The following is a 17,190-nucleotide window of genomic DNA, read 5'->3' on the forward strand; positions in this document are numbered from 1 at the left end:
AAATGAACAGCAAATATCTATCGCTATATGGTGATATCGTTTCAAAAATTGAAGAAGGAACCTTTCCGACAAATTCAAAGCTTCCTTCCGAAAGCAGCTTCATGGAAGAGTATGACATATCCAGGGATACTGTGAGAAAGTCCTTACAGTTGCTTGAACAAAATGGATATATCCATAAAATCAAAGGCAAGGGTTCATTTGTCTTGGACTTCAGCAAATTTAATTTTCCTGTAGCAGGGTTGATTTCCTATAAAGAAATGGTGGAAAAGTTGAATTTGCATTCCAAAACGATCATTCATAAGTTGGAGCTTGAGACCCCCGACTCAAATATGGCCAAGCTTCTAGACTTAACTGATGGGGGTAAAGTATGGAAGGTTTTCCGGATACGGCAAATCAATGGGAAGAAAATCATACTGGACAAAGACTATTTCAAAAGCGAGTTCGTAAACAGCCTGACAAAGGAAATTTGTGAGGATTCGATTTATGGATATATCGAAAAGGAACTTGGGCTCCAGATTGGTTTTTCAAATAAGGAAATTACCGTGGAGCCATGCAGTGAAGAAGATAAACAATTATTGGACATTGAAGACTTCGATATGGTGGCAGTTGTGAAAAGTACAGTCCATTTAATCGATGGAAGCTTGTTTCAGTATAGCGAATCCAGGCATAGACCCGATAAATTCAAGTTCACGGACTTTGCACGGAGAACGTGGTGAAGTCTACTAATATTTTTGAATGAGCGGGGAGAGGAGGAGAGTCAAACTTAGTTTGATTCTCCTTCCGCTTGTTTGGAGGTATGGGAAGCATTTAGTAAAACCACTCCGCCAATTATTAATACTAAGCCGCCTAATGTAGTGATACTAAATGGCTCATTCCATAAAAGCACACCAATCAATGCTGTTAAAGCTGTGCCTATTCCTGACCAAATGGCGTATGCTAAGCTTAACGGAATTGTTTTAAGACATACAGATAAACTATAAAATGCTATACCAAATCCTATCATAACCCCAAATGTAGCGAATAAATGTGTGAAGCCTTCAGACAGCTTAAGCATGGTCGTACCAAATACTTCGCTTATGATTGAAATTCCTAAAGCTATGTATCCTTTCATATTGTTACCTCCGATTACTAATTTATTAAGAAGTGCCTTCACTAGAGAGTTTCAATACAATCACTCCGCCAATGATCAGCACTAAACCTAAAAATTTTGTTAGGTTAAAGCTTTCTTTATAAACGATAACCCCCACTAAAGCAGTTAAAGCTGTGCCTATTCCCGACCAAATGGCATAAGCCGTTCCAAGAGGGATGGTTATTAGAGATAACGATAGGCAATAAAAAGCCAAACCCATCCCAATAACCACACCAATGGAAGGGAATAACCTTTTAAACCCGTTTGATACTTTTAACATCGAACTGCCAAACACTTCACTTAGGATGGCAATTGCCAAAAATGCATAAGGATTCAAGATGAACTCCTCCTAAATATTGATTACTATTTTTCAATCTCTTCCCCCAAGAATCTTAACATCTAAAGGTCTCATATTAAAACCCATACCACCTTTATTCAGTTACATATTTTCTGTAATGGCAGAAAACATCCAGTTACGCTCAATATTAGACTGAAAGTGATAAAATAAGCCGCTTCCTCCAACCTGATAGCAACATAAAAAGAGGGTTGAACAGGGATTTTGTCGAAAGACTCCTTTAACGATTATATAGGAGTGACGTATTTCATGGAATTTATTATAAACAAAGAATGTTTCAATAAGGCGATTTCAGATGTCAGCCATGCCGTTTCCATAAAAACGGCAATACCCATTTTATCAGGAATAAAGATAGTGGCTAATGACGATTGCTTAACCCTTCTTGGTAGTAATTCCGATATTGTCATTGAAAAAACCATTCCTTTAACGATTGATGGTGTATCAGGATTGGAGGTTTTTGAAAAGGGTACGGTTGTTTTATCAGCCAAATATTTAAGTGAAATCGTCAAAAAATTACCTGATGTCATCCATGTAAAGCTGAACGGAAATCAATCAGTTACTATTAAATCAAATGAAATAGTCATGAACCTAAATGGACTACATTCCGGGGAATACCCAAATATTCCTCAAATAGATGGAGCTGGTTATTTTAATATCCCAAGTGTTGAATTATTGGAAATCATAAAACAGACTGCGTTTGCCGTGTCTAAAAACGAGACCAGACCTCTACTTACAGGAGTCAATTTGTCTATCAAGGAAAACAAGCTTACTTGTGTTGCAACGAATTCCCATCGTTTAGCGTTAAGAGAACTTCCGTTGGAATCGAAGGTGACGGGGTCTTTCATCATTCCAAGTAAAAGCCTTAATGAGTTAACCAAGTTATTTAATAATGAAGCGGATATCCTACATATTTTCATCACAGAAAGCTATATCGTCTTTCAAACAAATCATATCTCACTTTTTTCAAGGCTGATTGAAGGTAATTATCCGAATGTATCAGAATTGCTGCCAAAAGATTTGAAAACGATCATCACCGTGGATACCAAAACACTATTAAAGGGTATTGATAGGGCCTGCCTTTTTGCAAGTGAATGGAGAAATAACAATGTACTTATAGAAATCCTAGATAAAAGTAAGTTAAGGATATCTTCTAATTCATCGGAATTAGGGAAAATAGAAGAAACGCAAAGCATCATGTCAATCAGAGGTGAGGCGGGGTTAAGTGTATCACTGGATGGAAGCTTTTTATTGGATGCCTTAAAAGCGATAAAAGAAAACGAGGTAAAGCTAAGTTTTGGCGGTCCAATGAGACCTGTCTTAATCGAGCCAAGCGATAATTCCTCCTATCGTCATCTTATATCACCAGTGAGAACATACTGAGGAACAAAGCCTAAGAAACGAATAACGGGGGAACGGCAACAGCCTATTACTTCAGGTCGAAGATATGGTAACGGTCAATCACCAAGAAAAAGAGATCCTGTAAAATCTGGACCCATTATATTCATAGTGATAGGAAAAAGGGTCTTCATTCTTGGTGTAAGGCCGGCAACTTGATTTCGAAGGTAAAGGTAGAACCTTTCATCTAGCCAAATACATCCGTCCATCAATTGAATGGAAAAACCTGTCGGCAGTTTGAAGAACCTTTGTAAAGACATAGTTTATTTTAAGATATACCTCGATAGAATATATAATATGCATGTGATCCAACAATAGCAAAATACTCACTATTGGTTTGTTAGTAGGATGTATTTCTCCTATGTCCAGTTAGGAACACTCCAAGAAGGAAACCTTGACCGCCAATTGTTTTCGCATGGATTGAAATTAAAAACTATCCTGAAAGTGCTTTTAAAAATGAGTATAAATCAGTATATGTGCATCAGCTTAGTATCGTTGAAGGTCAAACCCATAAAGGTTACGGTAAAAAACTAATGAATGAGGTCTATGATATTGCTAAAAAGAATGATATAGATTTAATTGAACTGGATTATTGGTTTGAAAACATGGCAGCAAAAGAGTTTTATAAGAAACAAAATTTTAAAAAGTATAGGGAGTTTGCATTCAGACAGTTGTAAATCCTTTGTAACTCAATTCAAGAGGTTGAAGGAATTAATAAAAACCCCGATTCGGGGTTTTTTTAATTAATATCTTAACATTCTCCTCGAATAACTGGGGGGTTGAGGTACTCCACAAACAAAACTTTGTGAATAACACTCTTTTACGATACTTCGGGTATGCGGTATATAGGTGTTGAAGTGTTTATTCACGGTTGTTGTATGTGTCGGGTGAAAAACCGGAATAACAGTGTTAATGACATTGGTTTTAACATATTGCTTGGTCGGGGAGGTTTGAGATGGATTATATTGATTGGGCATTCTGTGAGGTGGGCAATATTGTAGTGGACATTGACCGCCTTTCGGATGCCCCCAGGGCTTATTATACATGTAAACACCTCCTGGGATTTTTTTGAAAGTCATTATTAGTTTATGAAAATAAATGATAAAGGGACTGGTATAAATGCCTTTATCAAAAATTACGGGCATATCAAATCCTTCAATCATTTTCAAAAAAAATGAATAAACATTAATTTACCGAATTCGGTTAATCGCTTCAAGAACAAATGACTTGTGTCTTTTCCGCCAGTTATTTTCCTTGCTTTTTTCCAAGCCCCATTCGGGAAATGTAGATAACCGTAATGCGGCAAATAATTGCCAGAAGGGTAGATTAGTAAAATTCACCTCCGGCATCATGAATTTATATTGATTGGTGAAGTCATTCATCGCTTGCATTCCAAAATGATATAAAATTTCGAGTTGACTATTGGCAAGGTCAGTCAAAGGGTCCCCTAAACCTGAGTCTTCCCAATCAATTATGGAAACTAGTTTATCCTCTTTCCATAATATATTTCCTGGCCAATAATCACCATGAAGGATCACTTCCTTATTCATGGAGGGTAGGGGCATGGAGGATTTCAGCAGATCTCTAATCAAGCTCAAATTTAATGTTTCGTCCAGGATTACCCTATCTTTATTATTTAACATCTCGACATATGTATTTTCCAGTTTAGGCATGAATGATAAAGATAAATCTGCACAATTAACACGATGGATTTTTGCTAGATTGATTGCCAATTGCAAGATATGATCATTAAGATTTGAGGGGGTGAATTCTGACTTACCCTCAATAAACTCGATAAGTATGCATGGCTTGGAAAATATCTCGCAGGATTGCTCAAAGTAATATGGCATTGGTACAGGCAAACCGGCAACTTTCAATATCCCTAAGAGCTTGTGTTCATATGAAGCAATATTTGGATTCCGTTTCAAGTCATTATCACCATGCTGACGAACGATCATTTTTACGATACGCCCTGACGATTGTAATATTTCCAGTCCTGTCACATTTGCAGAAATTCCGCCCATTAATTCCCATGCGCGAATTAGCTTGTTTCCTTGAGCCAACTTTTTAACTAATTGTTCAAACTTATCATATTCATTTATCATACGATCTCTCCTTTTAAAATCCTGTACAATGTTTAGGAATGAAAGTTCACATTATCATTTTCTATAGCTTTCGTAAAAAATTCAAAGAATCCATTTAGCAATTTTTATAAATGAAACCAATAGCTTGTTACACACGTGAATTAATCTAAACAAAGTGAGGTGTGGTGCTGACATTGAAAATAGAAAAATATAAGGTGGAAACTGTGAAAGGGACGCTACAATATAATATTAGTGGATACGGCAAACCCAATATAGTTTTGATTAATGGCATTACTTTCATTGACAAGAAACAGCAAACACATTGTCGCTGAAAAGAGTGGACATTTTCCGCAATTATCAGAACCGACTTTAGTGATTGACTCAATTAAAGAGTGCGCAGAAGCGATAAATAAAACAAACCAAAAACCGATAAATTTGTGTTAATGTTGACTTTTCTTAATATCTCTCAATCTTCTTGTTCCTTTGATTATAGATTGCTTATTCTCCAAAAATTCCTGATGCGAAAGTAAAAAAATAGAAAAAGTCTTTTTCAAAGAATTCCCGTCCATTGGGCGAATATCATCAAATAATGCCACTACACCTTTAAGGGTGTATTTTTTTTGAGAACGGCAGAATTTCTTTAATCCGATAGTTATGTGTACAAGCATTTGTTAATACGTAACATAAGATTAATAGAGGTGATAGAAATGGTGAAAGTATTTATTGATCCCGGCCATGGCGGTACGGATCCAGGCTCGGTCGGGAATGGATTGAGAGAGAAGGATTTAACTTTATCCATTGCAACTCGAATCAAAGACATCTTATTGATAGAATATAATAACGTTTCTGTGAAAATGAGCAGGACCCAAGATACCTACCCCTCCTTAAACGATCGTACGAATGCAGCGAACACGTGGGGAGCTGACTTTTTTCTCTCCATCCACATTAATGCCGGCGGCGGAACTGGGTACGAGGATTACATTTATACGTCCACTAACCAGATAACGAAAACGTATCAAGATCATATTCATTCAGAGGTCATGAAGCTTATCAACATCCAGGACAGAGGACAAAAAACAGGAGATTTATATGTACTCCGTGAAACGGACATGCCTGCACTCCTGACTGAAAATGGATTTATCGATAATGTAAATGACGCAGCAAAGTTGAAAACGTCATCCTTTATCGAATCACTGGCTCGCGGACATGTAAACGGTTTAGTTAAATGCTTCACTCTAACTAAGAAAAGTACAGCTGTATACCACACTGTCGTTAGTGGGGATACAGTATATTCCTTAAGCAATTCTTATGGCAGTACGGTTCAGCAAATTAAAGATTGGAACGGTCTTGACAGTCAGTACACCATTACGGTTAACCAGAAATTGCGGGTGAAATGAATAATTAATAATTATTTATAATTTCCAGAAGCACACCACGCAGTAAGCCCTTCTCAAAAAGAGAGGGGCCTTTTTGATTCAGGAATATGCATGTAATGAAAAACTGTACATTCTGCCGTCCTGATTCGGTCCTTCGATAAAAGCGGGAGGAATGCAAGGGGAAAATAATTTACACAGAAGGCCAAAGTGGACTTGTGCAATTGGGAGTCACTTTCTGTGAGTATATATAATCGCATTATTCAGGAAGTAAGCCTCTGACGGGATTCGAACCCGCACTCCTTTCGTAAGCATAGGCTAGAGGAGAACACGCTTCCCTACGGATTTTCACCGGCAGGAATTCCACCTGCCTCAGCGTAATTGCTTTTCGGTGCTTCTGAAACCCTTACCTTGCGACCCGGTGGCTACAATGTTTTCCGGCGCTCTTCCCTTCTAGAGCTACAGAGGCAAATGCTTATCATCAATTATAAGATTCTTATAGGGGGTTGTGAACCGCATTATAAAAATATGATGATTTTATTACCTGATATAAACAATTTTATTCTTTTGCATGAAAGGAAAATATACTGAAAATGGCCCCTACTAAAGTTTCCAAATACATTCACTCAATGAAATAAGTAATCTGGGGATAACGGATATGATATTTTAAATCGCCGATTGATAATTGCAGGTGATCAATAGTGACGCAGGTAAGTTTGCCCTTTAATGATTCCTTCATTGTTACGATAGTGATCGTTTTACCTAAATTCATCATTAGATGGTCAAAGAGAACTGGTTCTGTGGGAATTGTATAAGTCGGTGATAAAGTTTTCATCGTTTGCGGAAAGTTGCTCGTATACGCATAATGACCTGGAGGTAATACGTTATCTTGGCTTCCATATGGATAATTTTGCATGAATTATTCCACTCCTTTACTAATGTAAGGTATGCCTTTTTTTTTTATGGGCTGACACAAATTAAAAGGATTTTATGTAAAGACAAATAAAAGAACAATACTAAAAAGCACAAACCATGATGGCTTGTACCTAAAATGCAACAGCATTAAGTTGATAAAAACTGTAAGAATTGAATCTATGTATGGCTGCTCATTATTCATTTATTTTACTTTCTTTCCGTATGAAACCCTCGAGTTGGATATTAATCGTATATTTTAATGGCTTGAACCACTTTTCCTAAAATACGGACTCTATCATTTTTTATGTTGTAGGTTTTTTCTTCATAAAAAGGATCCGTGCTGCAGGGAGTGAGTATGATGTTTTCTTCATTGATTCTCACTTTTTTGACCGTAGCATCGTGTCCATTTACCAAGACCACTCCAATTTTCCCGTTATCAAGGTAGGTTGTTTTTTCAACGAGAATCAATGATCCGTCTCTGAATTCTTTATTCATGCTATTGCCATTCACTCTAAGGAAAAAATATTCTTTATCCGATTTAAGCATCGAATTTAATGTCGGCATATAGGCTTCTATATATTCGTTGGTGAAATTAGGCTCTCCAGCAGGGATATTTCCGTAGACACCAATTAATCTTACATTCTTTTCATTTAGGAATTCCATTCCAGGATTATTTCTAACGATTGGCGCTCCTTCAATGAGGTGGGATAGCGGTATTTCAAAACAAGTGGACATCATGCTCAATTTATCCATTAAAGGTTTATTCCGTCCGGATTCCCAAGCTGATACTGCCGTAGGAGCTACTTTTAATACATTTGCCAAATCTTCTTGTGTCATTTTTCTTTCTTTTCTTAACATTTTAATCCGTTCACCAATGTGCATATTTCTTCACCTCTTACTTGAATATACACTATGAGTGAAAGTGAGTAAACGTAAAGTGCGTGAATTTTGCGAAAAATTGTTGGTAACTATACTTCAAGTGTGATATTATTTTTTTAGATAGGTGGTGACAAGATATGACAAGCATTAAGTTCACACTTAAACAAGCCAGGAAGTATAAAGGATTAACTCAAGATGAAATGGCTAAAGTGCTGAAGATGGCCAAGAGGACTTACATTGACTATGAGCAATATAAGATTCCTTTGCGAATCGATAAGGCTTATTTATTTGCTGAATGTGTAGGGTTCTCGATTGACGATATCATTTTTTTTGACCCTGACCTACACTTCAAATGTAGTTGAAAGTTCAATTGTACCAAGCATTTCCTCAACAGATTGGCCATTTGAATCCATAAAATCCTGACTTCCATAGGACAAGATTCAAGTAACGATGGAAAGAAGGGGAACAAAGAGGAAAGGGAAATTAATTCTTTTGAAGTTGCATAGGAGCTGCTGACATTAGAACATTTGTAAAATACCTGTATGTAGTAAAAGGTGTACAAATTCAAACTTCTTGTGCAAATATACGATTGATACAGAGATTCCAAAAATGTCAGCCAATTGCTGTGAAAGAAAACTATTTACTTAATGTATAGGGCGGACTTCTAAACACCATGAATAGGAGCAAATGGACAATGGCAAATTCGAAGGAAAAGTTAATCTGGATGAACAAGCCCTTATCCTTTGCAGGATAAGGGCTTGTACTCTATTTTCGTGAATTGGCAGCATGTTTTCCTCCCAAAGCACGTCTTCATAAAATGAAAAAGACCCCATACCTAAATGAATGGAAGGCAAATCTTCATACTTTTTCTCCATTATCAATAAAACTTCTTCTAGTTTTTTTCTCCCATCTTTATGAAGATAGCAGGTAATGGTATGCAAAAGTACAATTATATATTAATGAAGGAAGGCTATGGAAGGAGGGCATTGATAATTGGATGAGTTCAAAAAAATTCCAGATGATATTGGAGGAGATAACCCTTGAAAAGGAATGTAATCAATTATGTCGTTTTTCTTGTCCTCATTCTAACCATATTAATTATGGCAAAGCCAGACATTTCCTCAGCAGGAAAATTGAAACCGCCCTCCGAAACTTTCAGTCCAGGGGATTGGTTTCTTGGAAGTATTCCTCCCAATCTTGATACAAACAAACCACCAATCGTGTTTGTACAAGGGAAAAACGGCAGTTCAACCAGCTGGTATGGTGAAACGGAATATCATGGCGTCAATGATATGTATACCAAAGCGTATGAAGCAGGCTACCAAACGGTTTTTGTTCAGCTTCATGATTCAGCTGGAAATGGATCAGTGAGCCAATATGCCAATGGAAGGCTATTAGCTCAAATGCTTTCAGAAATCAGTAACCATTTCGGGGGCGAAAAAGTAAATATTATAGCTCACAGCAAAGGGGGCCCAGACACCCAAGCGGCTCTAGTCCACTATGGAGCACACCAATATGTTGGAAGGGTGATCACTTTAGCTTCCCCACATCATGGTTCTCACCTAGCTGATTTGGCTTATAGCTGGTATGCGGGCTGGCTTGGTTCCTTATTAGGTCAAAAAGATGAGGGAACTTATTCTTTACAAGTTGGTAAAATGGCTGAATTTCGTTCTGTCACGGATAACCATGTTAACTCTCGTAAAAACTTGTATTTCACTGTGGCAGGTATGAACAGAGGCCCGGTACTATCAGCCTTATCAATGGGGGGACAATATTTATCATCATATGGGGAAAATGATGGACTGGTGAATGTATGGAGTACAAAAATACCCTATGCAACACATTTATTTACGGATCCCAACTTTGATCACGACAATATTCGAGTTGGCTCAGCTGTATTTTCAAGAATTGAACCCTATTTAAAAAGCACATCCACCACTGGGATTCCTGCATATCATGTCAATTATAAAGAACGAGTTGAAGATGATGTCATTACAACCGCACTCGCTCAAACCATTCTGGGTGATGTCCTGAAACAAAATGTCTGGGTCGAACAAAGCTTCCATGTAAATGAAGCGGCCCCAGGTAATATAAGCATATATACAGCCTCAAATGATGTCGAGGTTGAATTGATTTCTCCATCCAATAAAAAGTATTCACCTTCCTTAAAGGCCCATTCAGCCAAAAATGAAACTTCCTTTTTTAATGGTGCAACCATCCAATCATTCTACAGAAATAACCTTGAAATTGGTGACTGGAAAGTACGAATGAAGACTGAATCGCCAAAAGACGCCTACCTGTTCACAGCACAATTTAACGAAAAGAACCCCATTACATTAAGTATGGCCGGAAAAGTAAAGCAAAAAGATGCAAAATTTTTAATAAAGAATCCAATGAATGATAAAAAAAGACCAATCAGCACAACATTTTTGGTTCATCTGCTAGATGAAACCGGTAAAGAAATTAGTGGAAAAAACTCCATTAAGGCAATGGATACTGAAAATTTTACTGGCACCCTTCCAGAAGTACCTAAGTCAGGTGTTTATAATGTAACAATAGATGTTAAGGAAAAAAATGTGGATGGTACCGAAAGAACCCGGACGCTGATTCGTTCGGTCTATATTGAGAAATAGCGAAATGCCTTCTCTTAGTTGAGGAGGCATTTTTTTGATGAAATATGAGGTAGGTACGGGTAACTAGGGAGATGGTAATTCCGCCAATGTAAACAGCCGTACTCCTATATAAAAGTATTAATTCAACGGGTGTTAGGTGGATATATTTAGGAGTGAGTTCCCTGGAAATAAAGATTTATGCTTGGTAATGAGAGATCTAATGAGCAAGGAAACATTCATTAAGCAAATTGCTCCTTATGGCCAGAAAATTAAACAGGACATATTGGTGGAATGACTTGGTCGATCTAACCTTATTAAAGTGAACCAAAGGTTAAGAGTGAAATTAATTGTAAAGGGGGGATTTTAAACCCTTTTTTTTATTTCAATGAGCTTTCTTCCAAAGTACATATTACCAGAAAGGCGATGGTATAACTTTCATCCGTTATAAAGGATGTTTAATTTCCCATGAAACTAGATTCTATTAAAAAATATTTCAATATCTACTCTTCCAAATGCATATTGAGAGAATTCTGGACATAAATTAAACAAACAAAAAAAGCGCGGGAAGCGCTTTTAGTGTATTTGTCTATATAAGCCTATTACTTTTCCAAGTATCGAAACATCTCGTAAAATAATTGGTTCCATATTTGAGTTCTCAGGCTGAAGCCTTATGTAATCCGGTTCCTTAAAGAATCGTTTTACAGTGGCTTCATCATCTTCCGTCATCGCCACGACGATATCTCCATTATTGGCACTGCTTTGTTGTTTCACGATGACATAATCTCCATCATGAATTCCTGCTTCAATCATACTTTCACCCATGATTTCCAGCATGAATACATGGTCATCATGTGGAACCATGCTTTCGGGAAGCGGAAAGTATTCTTCAATGTTCTCAATGGCCGTTATCGGCATGCCCGCTGTTACTTTTCCAAGTAACGGCACGTTCACGACATTGGCTTTGGGAATATTGTTCGCTTCCTCCAAATTCATTATTTCAATGGCCCTTGGCTTGGTTGGGTCACGTCTAATAAGGCCTTTACTTTCCAGGCGGGATAAATGTCCGTGTACTGTTGAACTTGATGCAAGTCCCACTGCTTCGCCAATCTCCCGTACGGAAGGCGGATACCCTTTTTGGCGGACCTCTTCTTTAATGAAATCAAGAATATCTTGCTGCCGTTTTGATAGTTTTGTCATTTGTGCACCTCTTCCCCAATGTTCTTTGCTACATTATAGCATGGCCCCCATCTCTATACAAACATAAGTTCGAATTTTGTTGTTGACTGAAACATACGTTCGTATTATAATTTGATCATAACATACGAACGAACATTCGCTTTGGAGGGATTATTATGAAAAAATTATACAAAAATTATATTTATACGATTCTATTAGCGGGATCAGTATTCATCTTTTCAATTTTATTCTCTTGTACATTGAACAATGATCAAAAAAAGGATTTCCTTTCTATAGAAGTAAGCGAAGGTGACACCCTATGGGGAATTGCCGAAGAATATGAAGAAACAAATTTGACAAAAAAAGAATTCATTGGTTGGATAGAAGAGAATAATGGAGTCAGTGCGGATTCGATAAAACCTGGACAAGTCATTGTCATACCGGTTAAAGGGGAAGAACTTGTCCAGAATTTGGCCAGTGAGCAGTAAGTAGTAAAGGTAGGGTATTATGAAGGCGGTAATCTATTGTAGGGTCAGCACCGAAAAAGAGTCACAGGAAACATCATTGGCAAGGCAGGAAGATGAATTAGTCAAATTGGCTGAAAAGATGGATGTGGAAGTTGTCTCCATTATAAAAGAACAGGCAAGTGGTTATGAGTTGAATCGGGATGGCATTTTTGACATGCTCGAACTATTTAAAACCAAAGAAGCTGAAGTCCTATTAATCCAGGACGAAACAAGACTGGGAAGAGGGAATGCCAAAATAGCCCTTTTCCATGTCATCCTTAAAGAAGATGTGAAAATTTATACGCTCTCACACGATGGGGAGCTGGAGTTATCGGATTCGGATGCCATGGTCATCCAGATAGTGGGCATTGTAGAAGAATATCAAAGGAAACTACATAATCTTAAAATAAAGCGCGGAATGATGAGAGCCGTTGAAAAAGGGTACCGTCCTCAAAAAAATCTTCACAACCAAAGGAATTCCACTGGAAGGGACCGTATGGAGATTCCTATTGAAGAAATTATTAAACTGCGTGCCAATGGGTTGACATTCTCAGAAATCGCAGCCACATTAAGGGGCTTTGGATACAATGTATCTAAGGCTACTGTGAACAGGCGTTTTCTCGAACATCAAATGAATACAAAGGAAAGTAAATCATAGAACTTGTAATTTCGCTTTTTTTTTAATACCATGACAATATCCGCAGATTATGAAGGAGCGAAATTATGTTATCAAAAGACAAAATAGCCCGTATAAATGTACTTTCTAAAAAGGCAAAGGCTGAAGGCTTGACGGAAGTTGAAGCGAAAGAGCAAACCCAATTGAGAAGTGAATATTTGGAAACATTCAGAAAATCCATGTCCGACACGTTGGAGCATGTGAAGGTCGTGGATCCAGAGGGTAATGACGTCACTCCTCAAAAGATAAAAAATATAAAAGAAAAACGAAATTTACATTAATGCTTGGATTCCTCTGATGGAACATTCCATTTGAGGATTCTTTGGCATTTTGGAGTAAAAAGAGAGTGCATTCATGTATGTATTCTCCTATTTAGTTTAATCTAAATAGAGGCTTCTCTTATTTCTAGAAAATTTTAATATTGAGGCAGTAAATAGTGATTTTAGTTGTGATATTATGCTTGTCACTATAATATAAAGAGGTACATTACAGGAAGGGATGTTTTTACAATATGTTAGATAAATTAGATGCACTTTCTATCAATACGATTCGTACATTATCAATTGATGCAATTGAAAAGGCTAATTCCGGCCATCCAGGTATGCCAATGGGGGCAGCGCCAATGGCGTATAAACTATGGACCGAATATATGAACCATAACCCGAAAAATCCAGATTGGTTTAATAGAGATCGCTTTGTTCTTTCAGCTGGACATGGTTCTATGCTGTTATACAGCCTTCTTCATTTATCGGGCTATGGCTTATCTATCGATGATTTGAAAAGCTTCCGTCAATGGGGCAGTAAAACTCCAGGACATCCTGAATTCGGACATACGGCTGGTGTAGATGCAACTACCGGGCCGCTTGGACAAGGTATCGCAATGGCAGTCGGAATGGCAATGGCTGAACGTCACTTGGCAGAAAGCTATAACCGCGATTCTTATAATGTGGTCGATCATTATACATATAGCATTTGTGGAGATGGAGATTTAATGGAAGGTGTTTCTGCAGAAGCCGCTTCATTAGCTGGACATCTACAACTGGGAAGACTTGTTGTTTTATATGATTCTAATGATATTTCCCTTGACGGCGACTTAAGTCAATCATTTAGTGAAAGCGTAGCAGACCGGTTCAAATCTTATGGATGGCAATATATCCGCGTTGAGGATGGCAATGATCTTCAGGAAATTGCTAAAGCGATTGAAGAAGCGAAAACCGACGATGCACGCCCAACATTAATCGAAGTGAAAACGGTTATTGGTTACGGTTCACCAAACCGTTCAGGTAAATCTGCCGTTCACGGCGCTCCGCTTGGTGCAGATGAGCTTAAATTGACAAAAGAAGCATATAAATGGACATTCGAAGAGGACTTCCATGTACCTGAAGAAGTGTATTCACACTTCAATGAAGCTGTTGTTGATGCAGGTGCTCAAAAAGAAGAAGCTTGGAATGAATTGTTCAAAAATTACAAAGAAGCACATCCTGAGTTAGCACAGCAATTGGAGCTTGCCATCAAAGGTGAACTGCCTGCTGATTGGGATCAGGAAATTCCAGTCTATGAAGAAGGTAAAACATTAGCTTCCCGTGCTTCAAGTGGGGAAGTACTGAATGCGATCGCCAAAAAGGTCCCTAGCTTCATTGGGGGTTCTGCGGATTTAGCCGGATCTAATAATACTGCCATCAAAGGTGAGACAGATCTATTACCTGGTAATTACAGCGGCCGTAATATATGGTTCGGTGTACGTGAATTCGCTATGGGTGCGGCTTTAAATGGAATGGCACTTCATGGTGGCTTAAAAGTATACGGAGGAACATTCTTCGTATTCTCTGATTATCTACGTCCTGCCATAAGAATGGCAGCACTGATGGGACTGCCTGTAAACTATGTATTCACCCATGACAGCATTGCTGTAGGGGAAGACGGACCGACTCATGAGCCAATCGAACAATTGGCATCATTACGTGCAATGCCTAACCTAGGGGTAATCCGCCCAGCTGATGGCAATGAAACGGCAGCAGCCTGGAAAGTGGCTATGGAGTCTACAAATAAACCAACTGCTCTTGTACTGACTCGTCAAGGATTGCCAACAATTAAAGACACTTCCGAAACTGCGTATGAAGGTGTTTCAAAAGGTGCTTACATCATCTCTGCTTCTAAGAAAGAAGTAGCCGATGCATTACTACTTGCGACTGGTTCCGAAGTGAACTTGGCTGTGGAAGCACAGAATGCTTTAGCGAACGAAGGAATTGATGTTGCGGTAATCAGCATGCCATCATGGGACCGATTTGAAACTCAATCAAAAGAATATAAACAAAGCGTAATCAATCCGGCAGTGAAAAAACGTTTAGCTATCGAAGTGGCTTCACCGTTTGGCTGGGATCGTTATGCAGGTGATGAGGGTGAAATATTGGCCATCAATCATTTTGGAGCTTCTGCACCAGGCGGTAAAATCATGGAGGAATTCGGTTTCACTGTAGAAAATGTAGTTGCCCGTGTGAAAGAAATGCTTAAATAACAGTAATGCGGAACTGACACCAACTAGATTGGTGTCAGTTTTTTTATCAAAAAATCCTATTAAATATATTGAATGTGCTTCTATACTAAAGGAAATCTTCCATTCGACAAAAAAAGAAGAAAATTTCTCCAGCAAACAACATATCTTTTTAGTTTGTCAATATATAATGAGAATAAATAAATTTCGTTTAAATGTGTCAGTTAAAGGGGAAAGTCATCAAAAGTGGAAAATAGTGGACAGGGTGCTGGTGGTTAGATGTTTTCGTGACTAAAATAGGAAAGCTAGGAGGCATTGGCTGATGAGAACCTATCAAATTTATTTAATCGAAGATGAATTTGCCCATCATTATTATGGAAGAGAAAAGCTATTTTTCAATTTGTTTTTGGAATATATTCAAGCAAGGGGCAGACTGAAGAGTATTTTGCAAAAACAAATCGAATATGTCACCAAAAAAGTCCCGATTATCCAGTTGCAGTTAGCCATTGAACAACGTTTGCAAAAAAAGATGAATTATTGGACTCAAAATGGAAAATACTATTTAGAAAAAACAAACGGATCAAGTAAAGCCGTTTTAATCATTCAGAATGATTCCATTACTCTTGAAGCTGAAGGAGACTATGAAGCGGAGACGGCTTTCTTTGAAAGTATTCGAAAATATGAAGCGAGTTTTCTGGCCATTGATTTTGAACATGAAAAATACGGTTGGTTAAAACCGATAAAAGAAAGAAAATTTGTCTAAATGGGGGACTTTTCGGTAGCGGGTATTGTATAATAACCTTTGGTCTAGTACACTGATGTTAGACAACATGAAGGAGGAAATAGTATGTGGGTTTACATTCTAGTTGGCGTACTGGCATTGATTGCTGGAGTAGTGCTGGGATTTTTCATCGCTCGTAAATACATGATGGATTACTTAAAGAAAAATCCGCCAATTAACGAACAAATGTTGAAAATGATGATGATGCAAATGGGTATGAAACCATCCCAAAAGAAAATTAATCAAATGATGAGCGCCATGAATAAACAACAAACAAAATAAGATAGCATGAAACCTTGATATATCAATGTTCTTGGAAGATTGGATGCAAAATTTTATATAATATCGAAATGGATTTAGTCTGAATCCTTCCACCGATTTTATATAAAATTTTGGTTTATCTTTCATTTTTGTTTCTTAAGCCACTTTTTTCTGAATGAATGTTTCAGAAAAGGTGGTTTTTGTTTTGGAAGGGTAAGGTAAGTCCTCAATCTATGTGAGGGCTTTTTTATTTGGAAAGTTAAAACGCCAAAAAATTATACTTGTCCACACTTTCTATCAAAAGATGCATATACAGTATTAAGGAGGGTGGTTAGAATTGATAAAAGATCTTGTGAAAAAATGTAAGGTGTGTTTTCCCATATGTGAACTTAAATTTGAACACAAATGTAAATTTAAAGACAACAAATGGGAATCAAAATTCAAATTGAAATCTAAATGTAAAAAATAATAAATCTTTTCTATTAATCTTTTTATTTAAGCACTATACAATAATGAGTTAGTGAATATAAAATTGATTAAAGTAATCATCCGAGTAA

Annotated in this window: 19 protein-coding genes; 12 read left to right on the forward strand and 7 right to left on the reverse strand. The window is 37.5% G+C overall.

The window, feature by feature from the left end; genetic code table 11:
• Positions 1-2 precede the first annotated feature (2 nt).
• On the forward strand, positions 3-716 hold the full coding sequence (gene treR / locus ADA55_RS16660; protein ID WP_048685941.1) for a trehalose operon repressor: 714 nt from the start codon (positions 3-5) through the stop codon (positions 714-716).
• A gap of 47 nt (positions 717-763) precedes the next feature.
• Here treR and ADA55_RS16665 read toward each other — a convergent pair whose 3' ends face one another.
• Both ADA55_RS16665 and ADA55_RS16670 read right to left on the reverse strand, forming a co-directional pair.
• Positions 764-1,111, reverse strand: a complete 348-nt coding sequence (locus ADA55_RS16665; RefSeq protein WP_048685943.1) for a DMT family transporter — start codon at positions 1,109-1,111, stop codon at positions 764-766.
• Between the two features lie 25 nt (positions 1,112-1,136).
• Complete coding sequence (locus tag ADA55_RS16670; protein ID WP_048685945.1) at positions 1,137-1,466, reverse strand: DMT family transporter; 330 nt, start codon at positions 1,464-1,466, stop codon at positions 1,137-1,139.
• A 267-nt stretch (positions 1,467-1,733) separates the two neighbouring features.
• Between ADA55_RS16670 and dnaN the strand changes: the two genes are divergently transcribed.
• Positions 1,734-2,864 carry a DNA polymerase III subunit beta gene (gene dnaN / locus ADA55_RS16675; RefSeq protein ID WP_048685947.1) on the forward strand — a complete coding sequence of 377 codons (1,131 nt, stop codon included), beginning with the start codon at positions 1,734-1,736 and terminating at the stop codon, positions 2,862-2,864.
• Positions 2,865-3,304: 440 nt separating this feature from the next.
• On the forward strand, positions 3,305-3,556 hold the full coding sequence (locus tag ADA55_RS16680; protein ID WP_226990488.1) for a GNAT family N-acetyltransferase: 252 nt from the start codon (positions 3,305-3,307) through the stop codon (positions 3,554-3,556).
• Between the two features lie 66 nt (positions 3,557-3,622).
• Here ADA55_RS16680 and ADA55_RS31230 read toward each other — a convergent pair whose 3' ends face one another.
• Both ADA55_RS31230 and ADA55_RS16685 read right to left on the reverse strand, forming a co-directional pair.
• A complete protein-coding gene (locus ADA55_RS31230; RefSeq protein WP_311765538.1) occupies positions 3,623-4,042 on the reverse strand; it encodes a CotD family spore coat protein in 420 nt (139 codons plus the stop codon).
• Between the two features lie 27 nt (positions 4,043-4,069).
• Complete coding sequence (locus tag ADA55_RS16685) at positions 4,070-4,984, reverse strand: aminoglycoside phosphotransferase family protein (protein ID WP_048685949.1); 915 nt, start codon at positions 4,982-4,984, stop codon at positions 4,070-4,072.
• A gap of 686 nt (positions 4,985-5,670) precedes the next feature.
• Here ADA55_RS16685 and ADA55_RS16690 point away from each other — a divergent pair.
• Positions 5,671-6,360, forward strand: coding sequence for an N-acetylmuramoyl-L-alanine amidase (locus ADA55_RS16690; RefSeq protein WP_048685950.1), 690 nt, complete (start codon positions 5,671-5,673; stop codon positions 6,358-6,360).
• Between the two features lie 598 nt (positions 6,361-6,958).
• On the opposite strand, the gene ADA55_RS16695 is transcribed toward ADA55_RS16690, so the two are convergent.
• Together ADA55_RS16695 and ADA55_RS16700 are read right to left on the reverse strand one after the other, a co-directional pair.
• Complete coding sequence (locus ADA55_RS16695; RefSeq protein ID WP_048685952.1) at positions 6,959-7,252, reverse strand: DUF2642 domain-containing protein; 294 nt, start codon at positions 7,250-7,252, stop codon at positions 6,959-6,961.
• Positions 7,253-7,494: 242 nt separating this feature from the next.
• The gene (locus ADA55_RS16700) at positions 7,495-8,133 is read right to left on the reverse strand and encodes a LexA family protein (RefSeq protein WP_048685953.1); all 639 of its coding nucleotides are present in this window, start codon (positions 8,131-8,133) and stop codon (positions 7,495-7,497) included.
• A 134-nt stretch (positions 8,134-8,267) separates the two neighbouring features.
• Between ADA55_RS16700 and ADA55_RS16705 the strand changes: the two genes are divergently transcribed.
• Together ADA55_RS16705 and ADA55_RS16710 are read left to right on the forward strand one after the other, a co-directional pair.
• A complete protein-coding gene (locus ADA55_RS16705; RefSeq protein WP_048685958.1) occupies positions 8,268-8,492 on the forward strand; it encodes a helix-turn-helix transcriptional regulator in 225 nt (74 codons plus the stop codon).
• A 738-nt stretch (positions 8,493-9,230) separates the two neighbouring features.
• Positions 9,231-10,763, forward strand: coding sequence for an esterase/lipase family protein (locus tag ADA55_RS16710; RefSeq protein ID WP_048686028.1), 1,533 nt, complete (start codon positions 9,231-9,233; stop codon positions 10,761-10,763).
• Positions 10,764-11,315: 552 nt separating this feature from the next.
• On the opposite strand, the gene lexA is transcribed toward ADA55_RS16710, so the two are convergent.
• The gene (gene lexA, locus ADA55_RS16715) at positions 11,316-11,939 is read right to left on the reverse strand and encodes a transcriptional repressor LexA (RefSeq protein WP_048685959.1); all 624 of its coding nucleotides are present in this window, start codon (positions 11,937-11,939) and stop codon (positions 11,316-11,318) included.
• Between the two features lie 155 nt (positions 11,940-12,094).
• Between lexA and yneA the strand changes: the two genes are divergently transcribed.
• The 6 genes from yneA to ADA55_RS16745 all read left to right on the forward strand — a co-directional run bounded on the left by yneA (position 12,095) and on the right by ADA55_RS16745 (position 16,654).
• The gene (gene yneA / locus ADA55_RS16720) at positions 12,095-12,406 is read left to right on the forward strand and encodes a cell division suppressor protein YneA (protein ID WP_048685961.1); all 312 of its coding nucleotides are present in this window, start codon (positions 12,095-12,097) and stop codon (positions 12,404-12,406) included.
• 19 nt (positions 12,407-12,425) lie between these two features.
• A complete protein-coding gene (locus ADA55_RS16725) occupies positions 12,426-13,082 on the forward strand; it encodes a YneB family resolvase-like protein (protein ID WP_048685962.1) in 657 nt (218 codons plus the stop codon).
• Between the two features lie 65 nt (positions 13,083-13,147).
• Positions 13,148-13,381 (forward strand): DUF896 domain-containing protein, encoded by a 234-nt coding sequence (locus ADA55_RS16730; RefSeq protein WP_048685964.1) that lies wholly within the window; start codon positions 13,148-13,150, stop codon positions 13,379-13,381.
• Between the two features lie 230 nt (positions 13,382-13,611).
• Positions 13,612-15,615, forward strand: coding sequence for a transketolase (gene tkt / locus ADA55_RS16735; protein WP_048685965.1), 2,004 nt, complete (start codon positions 13,612-13,614; stop codon positions 15,613-15,615).
• Between the two features lie 298 nt (positions 15,616-15,913).
• On the forward strand, positions 15,914-16,354 hold the full coding sequence (gene sirA / locus ADA55_RS16740) for a sporulation inhibitor of replication protein SirA (protein ID WP_034312935.1): 441 nt from the start codon (positions 15,914-15,916) through the stop codon (positions 16,352-16,354).
• 84 nt (positions 16,355-16,438) lie between these two features.
• Positions 16,439-16,654, forward strand: a complete 216-nt coding sequence (locus ADA55_RS16745) for a YneF family protein (protein WP_034312934.1) — start codon at positions 16,439-16,441, stop codon at positions 16,652-16,654.
• The last annotated feature ends 536 nt before the right edge of the window (positions 16,655-17,190 follow it).

It is taken from the genome of Bacillus sp. 220_BSPC (assembly GCF_001054655.1).
Classification (GTDB): Bacteria; Bacillota; Bacilli; order Bacillales; family DSM-1321; genus Peribacillus; species Peribacillus frigoritolerans.

Excerpts from the sequence above, each read along its gene's own strand:
- lexA (WP_048685959.1), bottom strand. The coding sequence starts at position 11,939 with ATGACAAAACTATCAAAACGGCAGCAAGATATTCTTGATTTCATTAAA.
- sirA (WP_034312935.1), top strand. The coding sequence starts at position 15,914 with ATGAGAACCTATCAAATTTATTTAATCGAAGATGAATTTGCCCATCAT.
- ADA55_RS16695 (WP_048685952.1), bottom strand. The coding sequence starts at position 7,252 with ATGCAAAATTATCCATATGGAAGCCAAGATAACGTATTACCTCCAGGT.
- ADA55_RS16730 (WP_048685964.1), top strand. The coding sequence starts at position 13,148 with ATGTTATCAAAAGACAAAATAGCCCGTATAAATGTACTTTCTAAAAAG.
- ADA55_RS16725 (WP_048685962.1), top strand. The coding sequence starts at position 12,426 with ATGAAGGCGGTAATCTATTGTAGGGTCAGCACCGAAAAAGAGTCACAG.
- ADA55_RS16705 (WP_048685958.1), top strand. The coding sequence starts at position 8,268 with ATGACAAGCATTAAGTTCACACTTAAACAAGCCAGGAAGTATAAAGGA.
- yneA (WP_048685961.1), top strand. The coding sequence starts at position 12,095 with ATGAAAAAATTATACAAAAATTATATTTATACGATTCTATTAGCGGGA.
- tkt (WP_048685965.1), top strand. The coding sequence starts at position 13,612 with ATGTTAGATAAATTAGATGCACTTTCTATCAATACGATTCGTACATTA.
- ADA55_RS16685 (WP_048685949.1), bottom strand. The coding sequence starts at position 4,984 with ATGATAAATGAATATGATAAGTTTGAACAATTAGTTAAAAAGTTGGCT.
- ADA55_RS16710 (WP_048686028.1), top strand. The coding sequence starts at position 9,231 with ATGGCAAAGCCAGACATTTCCTCAGCAGGAAAATTGAAACCGCCCTCC.
- ADA55_RS16665 (WP_048685943.1), bottom strand. The coding sequence starts at position 1,111 with ATGAAAGGATACATAGCTTTAGGAATTTCAATCATAAGCGAAGTATTT.
- ADA55_RS16690 (WP_048685950.1), top strand. The coding sequence starts at position 5,671 with ATGGTGAAAGTATTTATTGATCCCGGCCATGGCGGTACGGATCCAGGC.
- ADA55_RS16700 (WP_048685953.1), bottom strand. The coding sequence starts at position 8,133 with ATGCACATTGGTGAACGGATTAAAATGTTAAGAAAAGAAAGAAAAATG.
- ADA55_RS31230 (WP_311765538.1), bottom strand. The coding sequence starts at position 4,042 with ATGATTGAAGGATTTGATATGCCCGTAATTTTTGATAAAGGCATTTAT.
- ADA55_RS16745 (WP_034312934.1), top strand. The coding sequence starts at position 16,439 with ATGTGGGTTTACATTCTAGTTGGCGTACTGGCATTGATTGCTGGAGTA.
- dnaN (WP_048685947.1), top strand. The coding sequence starts at position 1,734 with ATGGAATTTATTATAAACAAAGAATGTTTCAATAAGGCGATTTCAGAT.
- treR (WP_048685941.1), top strand. The coding sequence starts at position 3 with ATGAACAGCAAATATCTATCGCTATATGGTGATATCGTTTCAAAAATT.